General features: G+C 49.9%; 20 protein-coding genes and 1 other RNA gene. 17 read left to right on the forward strand and 4 right to left on the reverse strand.

Annotated elements, in window-relative coordinates; genetic code table 11:
* Positions 1-68: 68 nt before the first annotated feature.
* The 9 genes from QOL41_RS05610 (at position 69) to QOL41_RS05650 (ending at position 8,249) form a co-directional block, all read left to right on the forward strand.
* The gene (locus QOL41_RS05610; protein WP_283428960.1) at positions 69-1,520 is read left to right on the forward strand and encodes a fibrobacter succinogenes major paralogous domain-containing protein; all 1,452 of its coding nucleotides are present in this window, start codon (positions 69-71) and stop codon (positions 1,518-1,520) included.
* A 3-nt stretch (positions 1,521-1,523) separates the two neighbouring features.
* A complete protein-coding gene (locus QOL41_RS05615) occupies positions 1,524-2,120 on the forward strand; it encodes an alpha/beta fold hydrolase (protein ID WP_283428961.1) in 597 nt (198 codons plus the stop codon).
* Positions 2,121-2,233: 113 nt separating this feature from the next.
* A complete protein-coding gene (locus QOL41_RS05620) occupies positions 2,234-3,547 on the forward strand; it encodes an ATP-binding protein (protein ID WP_283428962.1) in 1,314 nt (437 codons plus the stop codon).
* Between the two features lie 141 nt (positions 3,548-3,688).
* Positions 3,689-4,831, forward strand: a complete 1,143-nt coding sequence (locus tag QOL41_RS05625) for a fibrobacter succinogenes major paralogous domain-containing protein (RefSeq protein ID WP_283428963.1) — start codon at positions 3,689-3,691, stop codon at positions 4,829-4,831.
* Between the two features lie 454 nt (positions 4,832-5,285).
* Positions 5,286-5,501 carry a BrnA antitoxin family protein gene (locus tag QOL41_RS05630; protein WP_283428964.1) on the forward strand — a complete coding sequence of 72 codons (216 nt, stop codon included), beginning with the start codon at positions 5,286-5,288 and terminating at the stop codon, positions 5,499-5,501.
* A 91-nt stretch (positions 5,502-5,592) separates the two neighbouring features.
* Positions 5,593-7,209 carry a fibrobacter succinogenes major paralogous domain-containing protein gene (locus QOL41_RS05635; RefSeq protein WP_283428965.1) on the forward strand — a complete coding sequence of 539 codons (1,617 nt, stop codon included), beginning with the start codon at positions 5,593-5,595 and terminating at the stop codon, positions 7,207-7,209.
* 173 nt (positions 7,210-7,382) lie between these two features.
* Positions 7,383-7,628 carry a DUF2442 domain-containing protein gene (locus QOL41_RS05640; protein ID WP_283428966.1) on the forward strand — a complete coding sequence of 82 codons (246 nt, stop codon included), beginning with the start codon at positions 7,383-7,385 and terminating at the stop codon, positions 7,626-7,628.
* Positions 7,629-7,651: 23 nt separating this feature from the next.
* Positions 7,652-7,915 carry a type II toxin-antitoxin system RelE family toxin gene (locus QOL41_RS05645; protein WP_283428967.1) on the forward strand — a complete coding sequence of 88 codons (264 nt, stop codon included), beginning with the start codon at positions 7,652-7,654 and terminating at the stop codon, positions 7,913-7,915.
* A complete protein-coding gene (locus QOL41_RS05650; protein WP_283428968.1) occupies positions 7,884-8,249 on the forward strand; it encodes a helix-turn-helix domain-containing protein in 366 nt (121 codons plus the stop codon). Before QOL41_RS05645 ends, QOL41_RS05650 begins: the two co-directional genes overlap by 32 nt.
* 58 nt (positions 8,250-8,307) lie before the next feature.
* Here QOL41_RS05650 and QOL41_RS05655 read toward each other — a convergent pair whose 3' ends face one another.
* Together QOL41_RS05655 and QOL41_RS05660 are read right to left on the reverse strand one after the other, a co-directional pair.
* Positions 8,308-9,057 (reverse strand): ribonuclease domain-containing protein, encoded by a 750-nt coding sequence (locus tag QOL41_RS05655; protein WP_283428969.1) that lies wholly within the window; start codon positions 9,055-9,057, stop codon positions 8,308-8,310.
* A gap of 46 nt (positions 9,058-9,103) precedes the next feature.
* Entirely contained in the window at positions 9,104-9,448 is a 345-nt protein-coding gene (locus QOL41_RS05660; RefSeq protein ID WP_283428970.1) for a hypothetical protein, read from the reverse strand.
* 507 nt (positions 9,449-9,955) lie between these two features.
* Between QOL41_RS05660 and ilvC the strand changes: the two genes are divergently transcribed.
* The 8 genes from ilvC (at position 9,956) to QOL41_RS05700 (ending at position 17,597) form a co-directional block, all read left to right on the forward strand.
* Positions 9,956-11,434 carry a ketol-acid reductoisomerase gene (gene ilvC, locus QOL41_RS05665; RefSeq protein ID WP_072800835.1) on the forward strand — a complete coding sequence of 493 codons (1,479 nt, stop codon included), beginning with the start codon at positions 9,956-9,958 and terminating at the stop codon, positions 11,432-11,434.
* A 175-nt stretch (positions 11,435-11,609) separates the two neighbouring features.
* Complete coding sequence (locus QOL41_RS05670; protein ID WP_283428971.1) at positions 11,610-12,170, forward strand: deoxycytidylate deaminase; 561 nt, start codon at positions 11,610-11,612, stop codon at positions 12,168-12,170.
* A 123-nt stretch (positions 12,171-12,293) separates the two neighbouring features.
* Positions 12,294-13,238 (forward strand): TIGR02147 family protein, encoded by a 945-nt coding sequence (locus QOL41_RS05675; RefSeq protein ID WP_283428972.1) that lies wholly within the window; start codon positions 12,294-12,296, stop codon positions 13,236-13,238.
* Positions 13,231-14,919 carry a pectate lyase family protein gene (locus QOL41_RS05680; protein ID WP_283428973.1) on the forward strand — a complete coding sequence of 563 codons (1,689 nt, stop codon included), beginning with the start codon at positions 13,231-13,233 and terminating at the stop codon, positions 14,917-14,919. The genes QOL41_RS05675 and QOL41_RS05680 overlap by 8 nt, the downstream gene beginning before the upstream one ends.
* Positions 14,916-15,233 (forward strand): hypothetical protein, encoded by a 318-nt coding sequence (locus QOL41_RS05685; RefSeq protein ID WP_283428974.1) that lies wholly within the window; start codon positions 14,916-14,918, stop codon positions 15,231-15,233. The genes QOL41_RS05680 and QOL41_RS05685 overlap by 4 nt, the downstream gene beginning before the upstream one ends.
* A gap of 59 nt (positions 15,234-15,292) precedes the next feature.
* Positions 15,293-16,630: a carboxylesterase family protein gene (locus QOL41_RS05690; protein ID WP_283428975.1), complete on the forward strand. Its 1,338-nt coding sequence runs from the start codon at positions 15,293-15,295 to the stop codon at positions 16,628-16,630.
* 66 nt (positions 16,631-16,696) lie between these two features.
* Positions 16,697-17,066, forward strand: an RNA gene (gene rnpB / locus QOL41_RS05695) — RNase P RNA component class A.
* A gap of 225 nt (positions 17,067-17,291) precedes the next feature.
* Positions 17,292-17,597: a hypothetical protein gene (locus QOL41_RS05700; RefSeq protein ID WP_283428976.1), complete on the forward strand. Its 306-nt coding sequence runs from the start codon at positions 17,292-17,294 to the stop codon at positions 17,595-17,597.
* A gap of 9 nt (positions 17,598-17,606) precedes the next feature.
* On the opposite strand, the gene QOL41_RS05705 is transcribed toward QOL41_RS05700, so the two are convergent.
* Together QOL41_RS05705 and QOL41_RS05710 are read right to left on the reverse strand one after the other, a co-directional pair.
* Positions 17,607-19,655, reverse strand: coding sequence for an ATP-dependent DNA helicase RecG (locus QOL41_RS05705; RefSeq protein ID WP_283428977.1), 2,049 nt, complete (start codon positions 19,653-19,655; stop codon positions 17,607-17,609).
* Positions 19,656-19,664: 9 nt separating this feature from the next.
* Positions 19,665-20,678 carry an MlaD family protein gene (locus QOL41_RS05710; RefSeq protein ID WP_173653477.1) on the reverse strand — a complete coding sequence of 338 codons (1,014 nt, stop codon included), beginning with the start codon at positions 20,676-20,678 and terminating at the stop codon, positions 19,665-19,667.
* Between the last annotated feature and the right edge of the window lie 3 nt (positions 20,679-20,681).

Here is a 20,681-nt window from a genome sequence, read left to right on the forward strand (position 1 = left end):
TTTGTCTTTTAGGGGCTAAATTATCTACATTTGTTATAGTTTTTTTATATCGGGTTACCGGAGGTTTTATGAAAAAGTTTTCTATTGTGCGTTGGGTGGCTGAAGTCGGATTCGTTTCTTTATTGGGCGCCTGCAGTTCTGAATCCGTTATTGCAAATTCCGTGGATTCTGTGAATTCGTCTTCTTCTGAGGCAATCATTTCAAGTTCCTCGGAAGTGCCTCCCTCAAGTTCTTCTGTGCAAGAACCCTTTAATCCGAGTGATTATCGCACCTGTGATGAAAAGTACGAAGGCAAATTCTTAATGTATCAGTACACGAAAGTGCTAGATGTCATGGGTACGTCTTTTATAATCGCAACAGATTTTTATAAATGTGAAAGTGGTAAATGGTCTGAACCTATTACAAACGCAAACCCATGGATGGAAAAAATTGGTGGCGATGCGATTGATCGCAATGTGATTGATGGTGATGTGGTTCGCGTTGCTCCAGATGAATGGGTATGCAGTGCTGAAAATGAAGGCTTGGTGCAGTCATGGTCGTATATGTATGCGGCGAATCATGCACCAGGGCGTACGCCAACTTATTATGCTAGGTGTGAACAGGGGGACTGGGTTTTATGCGAACCGGAAAGTTCGTCAAGCAGCAGTGAAAAGTCGAGTAGCAGTGTTGTGGAGTCTTCGTCTAGCGTCGAGGAATCGTCTTCTTCTGAAGTGACGCCGGAGTCTAGTAGCAGTTCTGCTGATGTGCAGTCTAGCTCTAGCGAAGCGGAGTCAAGTTCCAGTAGTAGCGAGGACAAGGTAGATTGTTCGGCACTTCTGGAAGGAGAAACGGGTTGGAGCTGGGATGTACCGAAGGAATGCCGTTTTAACCCTGATATTGACTACGGCTCCATGACCGATGAACGTGATGGCAAAACATATAAGACGGTGAAGATTGGTGACCAAACTTGGATGGCCGAAAACCTGAATTACTATGATGCCTCGGATTTAAATGTGAAGGAAAAGAGTTGGTGCTTTGGAAAGAAGGACAACGGGGATAGCTCTACCTGCGATGTGGCTGGCCGCCTTTACACCTGGGCTGCTGCAATCGATTCCGTAAAACTGGCGACCGATACCAAGAATCCGCAGGATTGCGGCGATGGCAAAAAATGCGCCTTGCCCGACACTGTGTACGGGATTTGTCCGCCGGGCTGGCACTTGCCGAGCAAGGCGGAGTTTGGAACCCTGCTCACGGTGATGGGCGGGCAATCTACCGCAAGCAATGTCCTCAAATCCCAGAGCGGCTGGGCCGAAAGCAAAAATGGTGCAGATGCATTCGGCTTTACTGCATTGCCCGTCGGCGGATGGGCTCCACTCTATGGTTTCTATCTCGCGGGCAATGGGGCCTACTTCTGGAGTGCCACAGGATTCGATGCCGACTATGCCGAACACCTGGGCATAGACTATGATAAAGAGAAAACGTTCCTGGACTTCGCCTACAAGCACGGCGGGAGTTCCGTCCGTTGCCTCAAGAACAATTAGCGAATGAAACCCCTTGTCATTTACGTGCACGGAAAGGGCGGGAACGCCGACGAGGCGCTGCATTACAAGAGCCTGTTCCCTGATGCCGATGTTCGCGGCTTCGATTACAAGGCGGAAACCCCGTGGGATGCCAAGAAGGAATTCCCGGTATATTTTGATTCTGTCGCGGCGGGCTACGGCGAAGTGACTCTTGTTGCGAATAGCATCGGGGCGTTCTTCTCGATGAATGCGCTGGGCGACAAGCTCATCAAGCAGACCTATTTTATTTCGCCGATGGTCAACTTGGAAAAGCTCATTTGCAACATGATGATGTGGGCGGGGGTCTCCGAAGAGGAACTTCGCGAAAAGAAAACCGTGCCCACGAATTTCGGCGAAACGCTTTCATGGGAATACCTGTGCTACGTGCGTGAAAATCCGATCGAGTGGCACATCCCGACGAGAATTCTGTACGGTTCGAACGACAACCTGACCTCGCTAGAAACGATGCGCGAATTCGCCCAGAAAATCGGTGCTCCCTTGACCGTAATGGACGGCGGCGAACACTGGTTCCACACCGCCGAACAAATGGCCTTTCTGGACAAGTGGATGCTAAATTGTTAAAAAAACACGATTTTGGCCTTATTGGTGCGAAAATTGCGAGTTTTGTTGCGTTATTCGTATGAAAAATGCAGAAATTATTGCAAAATTGATATGAATAATGTAGATTTTGGGACATGGAACGCGAAATACTGAAAAATTTCATAGAATGGATGTCTGAGCCTGGGCGTAAGCCGTTGGTGGTGACCGGGGTGCGTCAGTGCGGAAAAACCTACGCAATCAAGGATTTTGGGAACCGTTTTTTTGAAAATTTGGCGTATTTCAATTTCGAGGGAAATACTGCCCTGCAGTCCATCTTCGAGTACGATTTCGATGTCGCTCGCATTGTGATGGAACTGGAGCGCTATTCTAAGCAGAAAATTACGGATGGGAAGACGCTTGTCTTTTTCGACGAAATCCAGGCGTGCCCCAAGGCCATAACGAGCCTGAAGTATTTCTGCGAAGATCGTTCTGGGCTTCATGTGATTGCTGCAGGATCTCTCCTGGGAGTGGTTATCCGCAAGTCGGAAATTTCTTTCCCCGTGGGGAAGGTGGAACGTCTGCAGATGTTCCCCATGAGTTTTGAGGAATTCTTGATGGCGATTGATGACGGCCGGTCCCTACTCGAAGGTCTTTCGAACTATGACCTGCGTCGTGCGCTACCGGAAATGTACACCATTCCGTTACAGAATTATCTGAAACTTTATTATGTTGTCGGCGGTATGCCCGCTGCGGTAGCGTCGTTTGTACAGGAAAATGATTTTGAAAAAGTGGACCGAATTCTGAAAAACATTCTCTTGGATTATGGAGATGATTTTTCAAAGCATGCTCCTCCATCGGATATACCGAAACTTGGGCTTATCTGGGATTCCGTCCCCAAGCAACTGGCAAAGGACAACAACAAGTTTATGTTCTCGCATGTGAAGGCGGGCAAGCGTGCTGCTGATTTGGAAGATGCACTGCAATGGCTTTTTAATGCGGGACTTTTGCACAAACTAGAATGTGTGACGAATGCGGAACTGCCGCTATCGAACAATGCTAACGGCACGGTTTTCAAGGTCTATATGAGCGATGTCGGGTTGTTGCGTGTGAAGTCTGGAATTGACGCCAGCACGATTCTTGAAGAAACACCGCTGTACGCAACGTTCAAGGGTGCGTTTACGGAAAACTATGTAATGAATGAACTTGTGAAGCAGGGGCTGCACCCTTATTTCTGGCGGTCCGAGAACAAGGCTGAACTCGATTTTCTGATTGAGATTAAAAATGAGTTGATGCCGGTTGAAGTCAAGGCGGAAGAACACACGAAAGCGAAAAGCTATGGCGTCTTTTGCAAGAGATTTTCGCCTAAGAAAGGATTCGTACTTTCGCAAAAGAATATCGCCGTGACGAATGACGGACAAACGGAAACATTGCATTTACCGCTTTACCTGTGCGGAAAGATGTTTCGTTGACTGTGATGTGCGGGCGGCGAACACTGGTTCCATACCGCCGAACAGATGGTTTTTCTGGATAAGTGGATTCTAAAATAAAATCTATTGAAGGTTGTTGAATATATTACATTTGCACTGAATGAACTTTAGTAGGGGGCGTTTATGAAGAAGATTCTTGATCTGTCATCTTGGCGGACAGCACTTGGCAACTTGTTGCCTAGTGCGCATGGCCACCAAGGTGGGAGCCGCAAGGCGGCGATAGGATTCATGCTTATTGTGGCGTTTGCTGTTGTCGGGTGCGACGATAGTTCGTCGGCGTCTGCAGGGCCGAATGATGAACCGGCTGTAGAGTCTTCTTCTGCTGCTGAGCACAGCTCGTCGAGTTCTAGTGCCCAGAAGAATTCGTCCAGCAGTGAAAAGGCGAAGTCTTCGTCTTCGAAAGAAGAGAATGTTGCTGAAGAATCGTCGAGTTCGGTAAAGTCGGAATCTTCGCCTTCTGTTGAGAAGACTCTGTCGAGTAGCAGTTCTACTGATGTGCTGTCTAGTTCTAGCGAAACTGTGGTGAAATCCTGTAGTAGTGAGGGTGTGTTGTCGTCAAGTTCTCAGATTGACTGGAAATGGGATTTGCCGAAAGAGGCTTACCTGAATCCGGAAATAGAGTATGATTCTATTACGGACGCTCGTGATGGTAAAGTGTATAAGACTGTAAAAATTGGTGACCAAATATGGATGGCCGAGAACTTGAACTTTGACCCTGGTCAGGGTGGTTCGGGAGAGAATAAATATGACTGGTCTTGGTGTTTTCTTAATGATGCTAAAAACTGCGATGTGATCGGTCGCTTTTACACATGGGCGGCGGCAATTGACTCAGTGAAATTGGCTAACGATGTGGACAACCCGCAGGATTGCGGCTATGACAAAACCTGTACCTTGCCCGATACGGTGTACGGAGTTTGTCCGCCGGGTTGGCACTTGCCTGATTCAACAGAATGGGAAGTCTTATTTTTGACTGTTGGTGGTCAATCAGTAGCCGGCAAGGTGCTCAAGTCTCAGGTTGGTTGGAAAGATAATGGATATAATAATGGAAATGGTTCGGATGCTGTAGGATTCTCTGCGTTGCCAGCTGGCAATGGACAAGTCGGTGGTAAATTCTATCGTTATGGTGGTAACGCCCTTTTTTGGAGTGCCTTCGAAATCGATTCTACCTATGCAGGTGATGTGAACTTGAACTACCTTGATGAGTATGCAGGTGTGGCCGGCCATAATAAAATCAATGCGATGTCTGTCCGTTGCGTAAAGGACTAGCAGTGAGGCGAGTGCAGCGCAGAAATGCTTGTATTTCTGCATTGTCGAGCCGAGCGGCGAGGGACTACGTAGTAGTCCCCTAGCAAGCCGAGTGAAGCGGTCGCCAAGTATACTTAAGCGGCCATTTCCGAGACGCAGCATTCTGCACTACGAAATAGTGCCACAACTAGGCCTGCCTGGCAGTGGGCCCAAAGGCGGAGACGGTTGTGGTGCCCCCTCTTTTTTTTGAAAACATCTTTTTACCAGGAAACTGGTATTCAAACGCTTCAAAAAAGCGTGTATAAATAAGAATAGGGATAACCTCTATTCGCTCGCGGGAGGCGTTCCCGGTAAAAAGTATAATATGATCACACAATTAGTTGCTTTTCTCATTAAATGTAATTATATTATAATTACGCCATGAGGTTCTGCATGGAAGTAGAATTTGAGTGGGTTGTTTTGTGGGAGACGGATTATGAAAAAGGAATACGATTTTGCAAGCATGAAGGCGATGAAAAATCCTTATGCTGCCGCATTGAAAAAGCAGATTACAATCCGTCTGAATTCGAGTACTATTGAGTACTTCAAGAATATGGCGAAAGAGGTCGGCATTCCCTACCAGACCCTTATTGACTCTTATTTGACGGATTGCGCCCAGTGCAAACGCAAACTGACCATGCATTGGAAGTAACATAAGGCGGTCGAAAGGCCGCCTTTTGTCGTTTTAGGCGAAATAAATTACATTTGCTTAGAATTTATTATATCGGGTTACCGGAGAATTTATGAAAAAGTTTATTCTTGCGATGGGTTTGGTGGCATTTGCGTTTGTCGGATGCGATGATAGTTCGTCAGCATCGGCAGGGCAGAATGATGAACCGGGTGTAGAATCGTCTTCTTCGGTTAAGCAAGGCGAATCATCCTCCTCCGTCATTCCGGGTGGCGACCCGGAATCTAGCAGTGGAAAGGCGAAGAGTTCGTCATCGAGTGTTGTTGATCCATTGACTGTAGTTATGGGGGTGATGATCGACTCCCGCGGTGGCCAGACCTACAAGACTGTTACCATCGGCACGCAGGTTTGGATGGCGGAAAACCTGAACTATGAAACGACGAACTCTTACTGCTATGACGACGATCCTTCCAACTGCTCCAAGTACGGTCGCCTTTACACATGGGCTGCTGCGACAACAGCTTGTCCCATTGGTTGGCACTTGCCCAGCGACGATGAATGGAATACGCTTTTCACAGCGGTTGGCGGAGATTCAATAGCGGGCAAGATGCTCAAGTCCGCCGGCGGCTGGAATGATAATCACGGGGCAAGTGGCAACGGCACGGACACCTATGCGTTCTCGGCGTTGCCTGCTGGCGTCAGAATCTACGGTGATTGGGGTTACGACTACGAGGGCACCGTCGTGCACTTCTGGAGTAGTTCTACGGAGGGCGGATTCGATGGCGTGTACAACGTGCTCATGGGCTACGGCTACGATGATGCGGACCTGGACTATACCGATAAGTACAACGGGTATTCCGTCCGTTGTCTCAAGGACTATTCGGATGCCCCAATGCAGTCCAGTAGTAGTGTAAAATCAAGTAGTTCAGTCAAATCCAGCAGCAGTTCCGCGAAGTTTAGTAGTAGTTCAGCCAAATCCAGTAGCAGTTTGGCAAAGTCTAGTAGTAGCGAGTCTAGCAGCAGTGTAAGCGAAGTATCATCAAGTTCTTTGAAAGACTTTGATTGGAGTTTACCCAAAGAGACTTACTTGAATCCTGAAATAAAGTATGATTCTGTTACGGACACTCGTGATGGCAAGGTTTACAGGACGGTTAAAATTGGTGAACAAACCTGGATGGCGGAAAACCTGAACTTTGACCCTGGTCAGGGAGGCTCGGGTGAGGATAAATATGATTGGTCCTGGTGCTACAACGATGAACCTGCAAACTGTGATGTGACAGGTCGATTTTACACCTGGGCCGCGGCGATTGACTCGGTGAAACTAGCAAATGATGCCGATAATCCGCTTGAATGCGGTTACGACAAATTTTGCAATCTGACCGGCACGGTGCAGGGCATTTGCCCCACGGGCTGGCACTTGCCATCGCGAACGGAATGGGATGTCCTGTTCACGGCAGTGGGCGGCCAATCCAGTGCGGGCAAGGTTCTCAAGTCGCAGAGTGGCTGGTATAAGAACAATGGTACGGATGCGTTTGGTTTTTCTGCGTTGCCTGCTGGCTTATGGAATCATGCTTTCAATTATGACGGCTGGCTTGCGTATTTTTGGTGCTCAACTGAGAACGATCGCTCCCGCGCGTGTGCCGCGGCCATGGACTACTACCACACGGATGCGAGCCTGGGCAACTCCACTAAGTACTACGGGTTTTCAGTCCGTTGCGTAAAGGACGAATAAGATTGTCTCGTGGATTGTAAAATTTTCATGCGCCCCTTGCCAGTTTTCTGAATCTTAGGTACATTAATGCCCGACGCATCTCGCTGTTTTAAGGCGAGGTGCGTTTTCGTTTTATAGCGAAAACGCCTCTAACAACAAACAGGTCACCATGTGACCACAACAACGGAGGCTATATGGATAGACCAAACCTATCAGAAAAAGATGTAAAAAGAGTTTGGGTAGAGGACGATGCAATTTGTGTTGAACTCAAAGATGGTCGAATTGGGTGGGAACTCATCCGCGATTATGAACCGCTGAGAAAAGCTACTCGAAAACAGCTGGAAAACTGTCGCGTTGATTGCGATGGTGTGTGTTTTGATGATCTTGATGAAGGTTTGGAACTTTCGAACTTCTTTTTTCCAGAAAAACTTGACGACTAATCAAAAATTGATTATATTCAACTATGTACAATGTAACTATAACCAAAAGAGCCCAAAGAAGTGCTGCGACGATGCCGAAGGCTGTGCAAAACAAGCTCAAGGCTCTCGTTCAGTCTCTAAAGGTCTCTGGGCCGGTGCAGCCATTGTTTTGGCATTACTCCAAGCTCGGAGGCGACAGGTATCATTGTCACTTGGCGCTAAACTGGGTGGCATGTTGGACTTGTAAGGATAGCTCTATAGATATTGAGGTGTATTATGCTGGCAGTCGTGAAAAGGCCCCGTATTGAAATCAGGGCGAAACATATCCCCGCTCCGCTTGTCCGGTTTTTGAAGAATACCTATAAACCGGAGAATGTAATCGTCAGTGACGAAGATGTTGCTGTTCCTTTTGAAGAATCGGAATGGTTTAAGTCCTTGGAAACGACTCCGGGCGAGATGATTGTGGCAAATAGGGATTTGCGCAATTGGTCGCAAGTGACTTTGGCGGAGAAACTTGGAATCCAGGTGCAAAACCTGTGTGCTATGGAAAACGGACGCAGGACGGTTTCCCGTAAGATGGCGGTAAAACTTGGTGAAATCTTTGGAACGGATCCTGCGGCATTCTTTGATTTCGGGAAGTAGAGTGGCTTATCGCCTCTAAAATTTTAGCCGTCCGTGATGTGCGGGCGGCTTTGCTCTTTTATTGGGCGAATTCGACTTTGCTGAAAGACTTGTAATGGTTGCCGGTGTAATAGATATTGCAACCGCTGCTATAGACGAGGCGGTTGGTTCCTCGGTTGCTTGCGAAGTAATCGACATCGGCTTCGTACCAGGTCCCTTGGGGCAATAATCCTTCGCGATTTTCGAAATAATCTCCGCCAATCATCACGCCGAGAGTTGTTAAAGGATTGAAATTCCATTTGGTAAAATACCGGCCGGTTTTTTGCTCGTAGAGCCTTTTACCTTCGCTTTTGCTCACGTAGTTCGAAGGAAGACTCCCATTTTCGCAAATGTATTTGGCGACTTCATTCTTTGATGTGTACTGAGTTCCTGGTTGGCTTGTTGAAACTATCGGGGCTGCACTTGAGGAGAATGGCGACGATTTGCCGACAAATGTATAGATACCGGATACGATTGCCAAGATAACGCATAGCGCGAACATAAAACTGCGCAGCGATTTGTTCTTTTTATGGTAGCCGGTGTTTGATGAGTAACGCGGTCGCGGTTCTTGACGCAAAGCTACGCCTTCGAGGGTGCCTTTCTCGATTCGGGCACCTTTCTCGGTTTTACCGAAACTACTGATGATGATTGTGTCGCCGACTCGTGGCTGTCGAACAGGATGCCCTAATGCTGAAATGTGGAAGAAAAACTTTGTTCCGTTCACTGTGGCGAAACCGAATCCTTTTTCTTCGTTCCATTGCGTGACGGTAGCTTTATTTGTGATGGGCATGGTGAAACCTTTTGTTGTTGGACTTTTTTAATGTAGCAAAGAATTTTTAGCTTTCTTCTTTGAATTTCATTATGCTCCAGTGGCAATCGCATACAATTGAATTTTTGACAATCTTTGCACCTTCGAAATGTAGCGTTTTTATGATTTCTGGATTTGCATTCACTCGAATGTAGTATTCATGGAAATGATAGTCGCTCATCCTGCATTCTGTTATGGGAATGTTTCTTTCTTTTAATTGATTGATGAGGTTCTTCATCACGTCGCAAATGTAATCTGTACTATAGACTGGGCTGTCGTGGTTTGTTGTCTGTGCGGCTTTTAAATCAACTGCTTGTTTTTTGGTGTTGCCGCCGAAGATATTTTTTATGAAAGAAAACGGGTTGCCCATCATTTTTCCTTGTTGAGATGACTTAGGGAATATACTTATTTTTGAAAGGGCGGGCTTTCAAAGTGTACGCATAGATTGCTTCGCGGAGTTTACCCTGAGCTTGTCGAATGGGCTCGCAATGACGTAAAAGGTTTGACTGCGCGAGAGCTTGCTCTCGCATAGGAAAAACGCATAGTCAAGCCTCGAAGAGGAATGACGAGTGTGTTGAGTGTGGCGGAATCGCATGTGAGGCCTTTTGCCAATGAATCCGGGGTGTTAGGGGCGGAGCCACTAGGCGAGGGGGTGATGGAAGACGCGGCGTGCCGCGGCTGCAATCAGGGGGAGCCTTCCCCCTTTTGTGTAATTCGGGACTGGATTCTTCGTTTCGTGCTTCGCACTTCACTCAGAATGACGTTTTTTGCACTTTTCTTGTGCAATTCCTAACCACTAACCACTGTTTACTGACCACTTCTCTCGTCTAAAATGCTATCTTTCCCCCCGGAAACATTCTAATTAACAGAGGTTCAAAAAATGAATTATTTCAATTCTATCCCTATGCGTCGCCAACTCGAAGAAATTGGCCACTGCCGTTTCATGGAACATTCTGAATTCAGCCGTGGTGTTGAAGCCCTCAAGGGCAAGAAGATCGTGTTCGTCGGTTGCGGTGCCCAGGGTCTCCATCAGGGTCTTGACCTGCGCGATAGCGGCCTCGACGTCTCTTACACGCTCCGCAAGGAAGCCATCGAACAGAAGCGCCAGTCCTGGAAGAACGCTACTGAAAACGGCTTCAAGGTCGGTACCTACGAAGAAATGATTCCGGATGCAGACCTCGTTTGCAACCTCACACCGGACAAGCAGCACCACAACGTGATTCCGGCCATCATGAAGCTCATGAAGAAGGGCGCAGCCCTCTCTTACAGCCACGGCTTCAACATCGTTGAAGAAGGCCAGGAAATCCGCAAGGACATCACCGTGATCATGGTCGCCCCGAAGGGCCCGGGTTCCGAAGTCCGTAGCGAATACGTTCGCGGTTTCGGTATGCCCTGCCTTATCGCTGTGCACCCGGAAAACGACCCCGAAGGTAAGGGTTGGGACTATGCAAAGGCTTACGCCGCTGGCCTCCATGCCGACCGTCCGGGCGTTCTCGAAAGTTCTTTCGTTGCCGAAGTGAAGTCCGACCTCATGGGCGAACAGACCATCCTTTGCGGTATGCTCCAGACCGGCACCATCCTTTGCTACGACAAGATGGTGAAGGATTTCGGCGTTGAACCGGCTTACGCGGTCAAGCTGCTCCAGTACGGCTGGGAAACCATTTCCGAAGCCCTGAAGCACGGCGGCATCACCAACATGATGGACCGTCTCTCCAACCCGGCCAAGATCCGCGCCACGGAACTCGCCGAAAAGATGAAGAAGATCATGAAGCCGCTCTACTGCGAACACCAGGACAACATCATCTCTGGCAAGTTCTCCAGCACCATGATGGTCGACTGGGAAGCCGGCGACAAGGATTTGCTCAAGTGGCGTGGCGAAACGGGCGAGCTCGAATTCGAAAAGGTCGAAGCTACCGACAAGGTCATCACCGAACAGGAATACTTCGACCGCGGCGTTCTCATGACCGCCATGATCAAGGCCGGTGTGGAACTTGCATTCGAAACCATGTGCTCTGTGGGCATCAAGCCGATGAGCGCCTACTACGAATCCCTCCACGAAACTCCGCTCATTGCCAACCTCATCGCTCGTAAGAAGTTGTACGAAATGAACCGCGTGATCAGCGACACCGCCGAATACGGTTGCTACCTGTTCGCCAACAAGTGCGTGCCTCTGCTCGCCGACTTCATGAAGAACGAAGTGAAGAAGGACGACATCGGCGCTATCTACGGCGAAGGCAAGACCACCGCTGTGGATAACGAAGAACTGATCAAGGTGAACAAGAACATCCGTCAGCATCCGGTGGAAGAAGTCGGTGCTTGGCTGCGTGAACGCATGAGCGGCATGACGAAAGTTGTCTAATCGGCGCAATACGGCGTTGCTCGCCCCCTCACGTACGCTCTAGTACGCTACGGGGGCTCGCGCCTTGTCTTGCTTGATTATCCAACTTTCGAGAAAGATGTTTTGTCGTTCTCGAAATCGCGAAAATTTGGCCCGCCTTTTGGCGGGCTTTTTCTGTGTTGACTATATTTAGGGCATGAACAATTCTCAATCTCGCAGCAAGCTTCGTGACGAAGTCTATACCCAGATGATGTGCGCGCAGGCGCGCCTTTCTAAAGACCAGAATACCCAGATGGGGGCGGTGCTGGTGAGTGCCGATGGTCGCGTAATCAGCACGGGCTACAATGGTGCTCCGGCCGGTTTCGACGACGAGACGGTGCCGTACACCCGCGAAAAGCAACTGCTGGCGTACGATTTGCTGGATGCCGATTCGGGCGAGGTCCTGAGCCACCACGAGTTCGAGGCGAACAAGTACCCGTTCATGGTTCACGCGGAAATCAACGCGTTGCACTATGCCCGCGGCAAGGTTCCTCCGGGATCCAAGCTCTATGTGATCGGTTTCCCCTGCGAACGCTGCGCTTTGGACGTGAGCCTTTCGGGCGTTGCCGAGGTGTTCGTGACCAAGGACGATTACGACCCGAAGTCTACGCTGAACAACAGCCGTGACACAGCCTACTACATGTTTGCGCAGGCGGGAATTGTGGTGACGCTTTGCGGTAAGCGCATTCGCCCCGTGGTTTCGAAACCGAAAAAGTAGTTTTTATCACACACCGAAAAGTGTGGACATAAATTTTTGCTTAAATGTAGACTTTTGGCAAAATATTTATTATATTGATAACCGGGAGCAATTTGCGCTCGGTTATTTTTATTGGGATTTTTTATGGTGAATCTTTTTGAATATCTGAACTACCGCGAATTTTTGCGGGATAGCTACGAGGAGCGGCACAAGGGCGACTGGCGCTTTAGCCACCGCTATATTGCCGACCGAGCTGGATTCGATGCGTCGATGTTCAATAAGATTCTGCAAGGCAAGCGCAATTTGACTAGCCGCCTTGTCTCTGTTTTTGCCGATATTTTCTGTAGCGATGCTCGCGAAAAGGCCTACTTTGCCGACATGGTGGCATTCAACCAGGCCAAGAACCATTCCGAAAGCCGCCAGTACCTGGAAAAACTGGTGGCAACCAAGGAATGCAAGGTCGAAAATGTGGCCAAGGATCAGTTCGAATACTTTGACCACTGGTACCATGCGGTGATTCGTGAACTGGTGACTTTTTATCCGTATGTGGGCGATGACGCTGCGCTTGGCCTGATGGTGCGCCCGCCGCTGACCGCTTCGCAGGTTAAGTCTTCGATTGCGTTGCTGGAACGCCTCTCGATGATCAAGAAGAACGAGGCAACAGGATTTTACGAACAGACGCAGGGCCTGATTTCCAGCGGTTCCGAATCGTTTAGCACGGCGGTCAACTCGTACATTCAACAGAACTTGAATGTGGCGCAAGACGCCTTGGACCGCTTTGACCGCAGCGAACGCAATTTGTCGACGCTGGCCTTTGCGTGCGACGAGCCGACTTACAAGGAACTGGTCGAGATGGTTCGCCGCTTTAGGCGCGAAGTCTTGGCGAAGGTGGGGCAGTGTGCAAAGCCTAATCGGGTATTCCAGCTCGGCATGCAGCTGTTTCCGCTTTCGGACCCGTATCCGCCTCCGCAGCGCCGCGGGCGCAAGCGCCGTATTCGCGGTATGGAAATGACGAACGGCGACGAATTAGAAGTTGCCGGTGATGATATCGCCGGTGAAAATGCCGAAGGGGGTGCGGACAATGCTTAAGAGAAAATCTTTATATGCAGTTCTAGCTCCCGTGGTGGCGGGAATGCTTTGCAGTAGCTTTGTGGGTTGCTCTGAACGTCGCGATGTCGCGGGCGGTACCGAAGCCGAATCGACGATCGCGTTGCAGATTCAGTTGGCAAGCGGTAAGCCAGCCGCTTATAGCCGTGTGCGTGCGCTCCCGGAAGGTTTTTTACCCGAAGGCAACCGCGTGGTGCCTTGGCTCGAAACGAATGATTCGGGCTTTGTCAAGATTCCGATGGAACCGGGTTCTTACACGGTGGAGGCTCGCCATGTCGATGGAACAGTGGCGACAGGCGCTATCCGCAGCGTAGACTTGGAGAAAAAGTCGGTCGCTAGAATCGATACGGTCAAACTCGGCGAACTTTCTTCGATCGAAGGCTACGTGATGCTTGGTGATTCGATGCCGGTGGTCCGTATTGCGGGCCTTGACCGCTACGTGATTCCGGACAGCACGGGTCACTTTGTGATTGACTCGCTCCCGGTGGGCGATTTTGATGTGCAAATCGGCGACCCGCAAGAGGTTTATTCGGCCAAGGTGCAGTCGACGACGGGCGATACCTTGTATGTAGACTGCTCTGATTCCACTTCAAGCATTAATGTGGTCAAGCCTAAGGAAACGGCAGCAAGTGAATATCCCGATGCCGACTGGAACGAACACGATGCCTTGATTAAGTTGGCCGACGGCTATGCTACAGGCGTGCTCGGTGCTGCGGGCGTTACCGATTCTGCGGGCAATATCAGCAAGCAGAAGGGCGAAGTCTGTATTGTGACCACAACCGAAGACTACATTATTGTCGAAGACACGACCAGTACGGATTCGGCGTCAACGACGGCGGTGATTGCACCGGGGTCTCTCCGTGAATGTGCTTACAAGGAAGGCCCGGTATGGGTGCTGTTCGAAAAAGACGGTACTTATAACCTGCAGGCTCCGCTCCGTTTGAAGTCCGACAAGACATTCGATGGCCGCGGCCGCGATATCCGCATTTCGGGCATGGGTGTGCTTACCGATGCATCGAGCAACTTGATCTTTGAAAATCTGACCTTTACGGCGCCGTCTATTACAGCGCAAGATACGACCTCTCGCCGCGCCCTTTCGATCCATAACCGTACGCATCATGTGTGGGTGGATCATTGCACCTTCGAGGAATACCCGCTGGTGGAATTCGATGTGAAGCGCTGCTCGCATAATGTCACGATTTCTTGGTCTCGTTTTGAAAATGCTCAGACGGGTGTGCTGTTCGGACTTGCCGGCGATATCATTATGGATACTGCCCAAAGCCTGACAATGCATCACAATTACTTTGAGGGACTCTCTCGCGACGGAATTCTTGCTCATGGAGGCAAACTTCATGCCTACAACAACTTCTTCTACTCTTTAGATTTGTCGGGCGTGGTATGTTCAGATTCCGCTACCTGCCTGATAGAAAAGAACATCTTCAATAACGAAATGCCTGTGACGTTATACCGCTGGTATTACGAAGACGGGGCTCCGGTGGATTCTACCGTGGGCTTTGCCAACATGAAGTCTAACTGGCATACAGGCGGTGGCGAAGATTCCATTACCGATGCTCGCGGCTACAAGCCCGACTACAAGTATACGGCAGATGCTGCCGATGCTGACCTTGCTTTGTCTGTCAAAAAAGAGAGTGGTGCTCGATGAAAGAAAAACTGCCTGCGTTCCTGTTCATGCTCGCAATTCCGTTGTCAATCGTGCTTTACCTGAAGGTAGAGGCGGCCTCGGGTTCTGAAATTGTGGCGCTACTTTCGGCGGTGGCTTGCTATTTGGTCATCTTCTTTTTGCTGGCATTGTTCTTCAATTCCCGCGCGAAAGATGCCGATGGTAAGGCAATCTCGGCCTTGGATAACTTGTTTGCAGAAAAAAAGACAAAGGCTGAACTTGCCCGTGAACAGATTCTGCGCATGCAAAAGGAACTAGAGGCTAAAAGAGCTTTAGAAGATAAGCTTGAGCCTTAGGCGCCTTATTGCAAACAAAATTATCTCCTTTAGCTATATTTGGCCCGTAAGGAGATTATATGAAGAAACTCGCCCTAATTATCGCTTTTGCGGTAGCCTTTTCTGGTGCCGCAGAACGCTACAAAGACCGCATGTTTGACGTTTCTGTCCAGAAAAATGTCGTTTATGCAGCCAAAGTAAATCACCTCAAAACATTAAATTCCATTTCGACTGCCGCGATTGCGTATGCCGTATTGAATGATGGTATGCCGGTTTATCTTTATGAAAATGAGACGGACTTGACGCAAGTCGACTTGCACATGGACATTTACCAGCCGAAAAAAGATACCGAAAAGAAACGCCCTGTAGTTTTGGTGATGCATGGTGGTGCTTTTGCGGCAGGCTCTAAGAACGATTATGATCAGCATTCGATTACCTATTGCGATTCTTTGGCCGCTCGCGGTTATGTGAGTGCTGCTGTGGAATACCGCTTGGGCATTACGGCGGTCATCAAAAATAAGGCTCTCACCGTCGATAGCCTCGATTTCTCGAGAACGGTGTATCGCGGGATTCAAGACGTTCGTGCCGCGGTTCGTTACATTAGGGCAAATGCTGACGAATTGGGCATTGATCCGGATCGCGTTTACTTGATTGGCAATAGCGCAGGCGCAATCCTTTCGCTCGAAAACATCTACATGGATAAAGAGTCTGAAATCCCGGCGGCAGCAAAGAGAACTCCGGATTTGGGCGGCCTCGATGCTTATGGCGTGCAGGGGTATGGTTCTCAGGCGAATGCCGTAGCTGCCTTGTGGGGTGCTGTGCATGATCCGAAAATTATTGAAGATGTGAAAAAGCCGGTTCTCTTGGTGCATGGCAAGGCTGACAGTACGGTCGTATTCAAAACGGGTCGCCCCTTGAGCAATATTGCTGTCGTTCTCGAAAACCTGATGCCTTCTGCTGCGGCAACGGTTGGGGCGCTTGCTTTTCATGTGGGGACTCCGACACTTTACGGTAGCTATGTGATTGACTCGGTCCTTACGGCAAGCGATGTGGAACACGATACCTACTTTGTCGATGGCCAACCCCATGAATTTTACGACTACGATGATTACGACGTGAAGGTGCAAAAGAAGGTTTTTGATTTTCTGTATGGTCTGACTCAGAAGCCTGCTGTTCGCGATCGCATTGTGCTTGCTTTGGCTAAGCCGTCTGCAATTCGCATGGGTGAAAATAACATGTGCTTTACGGTGGCAACAGGTCGTAATCTTGCATACGCCGTGACGGATTTGCGCGGCCGTATCGTTAAGAACGGTGTTGTTTCTGCGGGCGAAACGGTCGATTTTAGAGACCTTGAACGTGGCGTGTATGTGCTTCGTGTAAAGGGCGAACGCGCTATCCGCTTTGGTCTTTCCCGCTAAAAAACGCCAAAATCTAAACTTTCTAAAGCGCCCTTTCATTTCGGAGGGCGTTTTTCTATATTTGGGGTGGGGTGGCGGATGGCCGCCGGCGCAAGCTGGAGGAAAGTCCGGGCACCACAGGGCAGGATGCTGGATAACGTCCAGGCGTGGAAACACGACAGAAAGTGCAACAGAAAGTAAACCGCCGGCCGCAAGGCAGGTAAGGGTGAAATGGCGAGGTAAGAGCTCACCGCATTCCTGGTGACAGGGATGGCACGGTAAACCTCATCCGGTGCAAGACCAAGCAGAATTCCGTTCACGCAAGTGAACCTGGGGCGGCCCGCACCAGCTGGAATTCGGGTAGGTTGCTTGAGGCGGTCGGTAACGATTCGTCCAGAGAGATGGTCATCGCCTTCGCAAGAAGGAACAAAACCCGGCTTACAACTGCCCCTATTTGAAGGCTTCCGCTAACAGCGGAAGCCTTCTCCAACTAGGGCGGGCTTCGCCCTCCCTAATACCCTCCTTTCCCTTCGCGGGCAACCGCTAACAGCAGAGGCCTTCTCCGATTAGGGAAGGCTCCGCCCTCCCTAAAACCCTCCTTTCCCATTGCAAAAATACAACAATCGCGAAATCGCTCGTTGTATTTTATCTTATATTTACTTTATAACGTACGGGAAATATTTTGAATAAAGAAAAACTGAGTAAATTGATTCTGCGCATTGAGGCTGCCATTGGCGTAATCGCTATGCTCATGGGAACAATCCTTACGGTAGCCGTGTGGAACGAAGGTTATTTTGTTGGCGCCATGATGATGATTGTTACGGGCGCTATCAGCGTATTTCTCGGTTTCAAGGAATTGGTTCAGCCGAGCGACCATGTGTTCCACTGGCTTCCGCTGTTCTATAAAATCGTGCGACGTTCCTTTTTCTTCTTGAATGTGGTCTTGATCGGGCTTGTCATTTTGACTGTCGCCCCGATGCTTGAATAATTTGTGCGATTAATGCACGCCGTCTTCGTTGGCGGATTTCTTTTCGCTGTACCAAAGCTGGATTTTTTCGCGGGCGTCTTCATCGAAGGCGTCTTTGTCTTTTAGAATGTTTTCGGCCATTTGCAGGGTCTGCGCAATCAACTCTTGGTCGTGAATCCAGTCAAACCAGCGGAATACCCAGCTGCCGCTCTGTTCGTTGCCTTCCAGGTTGCCGGCGCCGCGAGTCTGTAAGTCGAGTTCTGCAATTTCAAAGCCGTCGTCAGTATGGCTGAATTGCGTCAGGCGTTCTAGCGAGTTTTCGGCAGCTTCGCCATCGGGCAACATCAAGAAACACCAAGCCTGCATATCGCCGCGACCGACACGCCCGCGTAACTGGTGCAGTTGCGCAAGTCCGAAACGGTCGGGCTGGTCGATGGCCATAATGTTTGCTTCGGGCACGTTCACGCCGACTTCGATGACGGTTGTTGCCACTAGAATATGGACTTCTCCGGCAGCGAATCGCTTGAGAATGGCTTCGCGTTCTTCTTCGTCCATTTGGCCGTGAATGCCTTCTACAACAACGCTGGAATCAAAAGCACGCAATTCATTGACTACATCTTCGACACTGCGGGCATTGCCTTCATCGTCGCTGCCGACTCGGCTTACAATCCAGTAGCAAAGATTTCCGCCCTTCGCCTCGCTGCAAATGAATTTCTTCATGTCATTTCGCTTGTCGGGGCTTACCAGACGCGTTTTCACGGGCTTTCGGCCTGCAGGCTTTTCCTTGATAGATATGACCTGTAAATCGCCGTATAAGGTCATAGCGAGGCTTCGGGGAATCGGTGTCGCGCTCATCACGAGCATGTCGGGGTATTCGCCCTTCGAAAGCAAGGCTTCGCGCTGGTTCACGCCAAAGCGGTGTTGTTCGTCGATAATCACGAATCCGAGCTTTGCAAAAGTCACATCTTTCGAGAACAGCGCATGCGTTCCGATGACCGCCTGACAAAGCCCCATCTGGAGCTCGCCCAGAATCTGGCGCTTCTCGGCGGCGGGGGTCGCCCCAACTAAAAGTTGTATGCGCATTCCTGCGGCCTCAAAGAACGGTTTCATCTGCTTAAAATGCTGTCTGGCCAAAATGTCGGTCGGCACCATCAATGCGCATTGCTCGCCAGCGCCGCACACGGCCAGCATGGCGAGCAGGGCGACCACCGTCTTGCCACAGCCCACGTCACCTTGCAATAGGGCGTGGAATTGCTTTTTGCCATTCAGGCCATCGATAATGCGGTTGAGCGCCGCGTCCTGCCCTCCGGTCAAATTGAACGGCAAGCGCGATTTGGCAAGCATCACCTGGCCCAAATCAATCTGTCTTTCATGCCCGCGAATCTTCTGGCTTTCGCGGCGCTTCACCATGCGCAAGCAGAAGGGGAGCAGTTCAAGAACTTTCAATTCCTGCTTGGCCTTGCGAATCGAATCAAAATCGGCGGGCTTGTGCAGCACGCGCAAGTCGTTCAATACGGCGTTAAAATGCAGGTAGTCCGTCAGTTCCTTCGGGCAAATTCCTGACAGCGTCAATGCCGGAAAATGAAAGATGACGCTGTACCAGTTGCGGAGCGCTTTCTGAGTAATGCGCGCTTTGGTCATGGCTTCGGTCATGGAATACACCGGCAGAATCTGCCCGCTGAACTGTTCGTCGTCGTCCATGGGCTGCATGTCGGGGTGCGTCATTTGGAGTCCGCGGTATTCGCCTACAACGCCCGTGGCAAGCCAGCGTGTGCCCGGTTGCAAGCGCCTGCTCTGGTAAGAGGCTCCCTTAAAGAAAGTCAGCGTAATTTCGCCAGTGCCGTCGGCAAGAGTCGCCACAAATCGGCTGCCGCGCCCGCGAATAACGCCTCCGCGTATAATTTTCCCGATTACAACGGCGCGTTCGCCTACGTGCAAGTTCCCGATAGAACTGACCTTGGTCTGGTCCAGGTACGTGCGCGGAATATTGTACAGAAAATCCGAAAGCGAAACAATTCCCGCTGACTTCAAAGCCTCAAGGCTTTTCGGGCCCATCTTGGGGAGGTTGCTCAAATCCATGGCGAATGCCTACGGTTGTTCGGGTTCCGCTTTTTCGGTATTAGACTTTTCGGCGCGTTCGCGAGCCTTTGCGCGTGCAGTCTTTCCAATCAGGTTGAAATTCTTCCAAGTGAAGGGCTTGACCGGGTTGCCGTTTTCGTCAAGAATCTTGATGCCCTTGGTATCGATGGCACGCACGATTTCGTTCAGCTTGGTCACCAGTTCGTTCACCTTGTCGGCCATTTCCGAAGAATACAGAATCTTGCTGTACAAGGAATCGTTTTCGATGGTGGTAATCAGCTCGTTCGTCTTGTTGGCGCCTTCCGAAATCTTCTGCATGGCGTTTTCGGCAAGAGCAATCTTTTCGTTAATGGTGCCGGTGACGGTTTCGATAGCAGAATCTGCCTGGACTGTAATATCGTGCAAATTGCGGCTGGCGACGTTCGCTTGAACGAACAAGTTGTTCAGCGCCGGTTGCAATGTCGTCAAAGTTCTTTCGGTGTTGGAAAGGGCGACTTCGATGTTCTTAACTACATATTCGACAAGGTCGCTTGCAGAACGGTGTGTTGAATCGCCATTGGTGACCAGGTGAATGATTTGCCGTATGGTTTCCACCTGTTCGTTCACGTTTTCAATATAGCGCAAAACTTCGGCAATGCCCGGTTCAAAATGTCCGGTGTGAATGTAGTCGTCGGGGAGCACCTTGCCGGTCTTGGACGGAATGATTTCGAGCCTGCGCTGGCCCATAATCGCGTAGTTGATGTTGTTGAACTGGGTTCCTTCGCGAATAATGATTGGCTCGTTAAACTTGATTTCGACGCGTGCTCGGTCGCCAAGCCACTGCACTTTGCCGATTGTTCCGACGGTGTAACCGCGAATCACAACCTGGTCTTCGGGCTGCAATGAACCGAGTTCATCGAAATCGACCTGAATGATCTTTTGGGCTTCGTGATGGGCATCCCACATACCGTAGGCGATAATGGCAAATAGCCCAAATAACGCTACGAGTGAAATGTAACCCAATGCACGGTCGGAAATCTTCATGGA

Source organism: Fibrobacter sp. UWB10, from assembly GCF_900182935.1.
GTDB lineage: Bacteria > Fibrobacterota > Fibrobacteria > Fibrobacterales > Fibrobacteraceae > Fibrobacter > Fibrobacter succinogenes_O.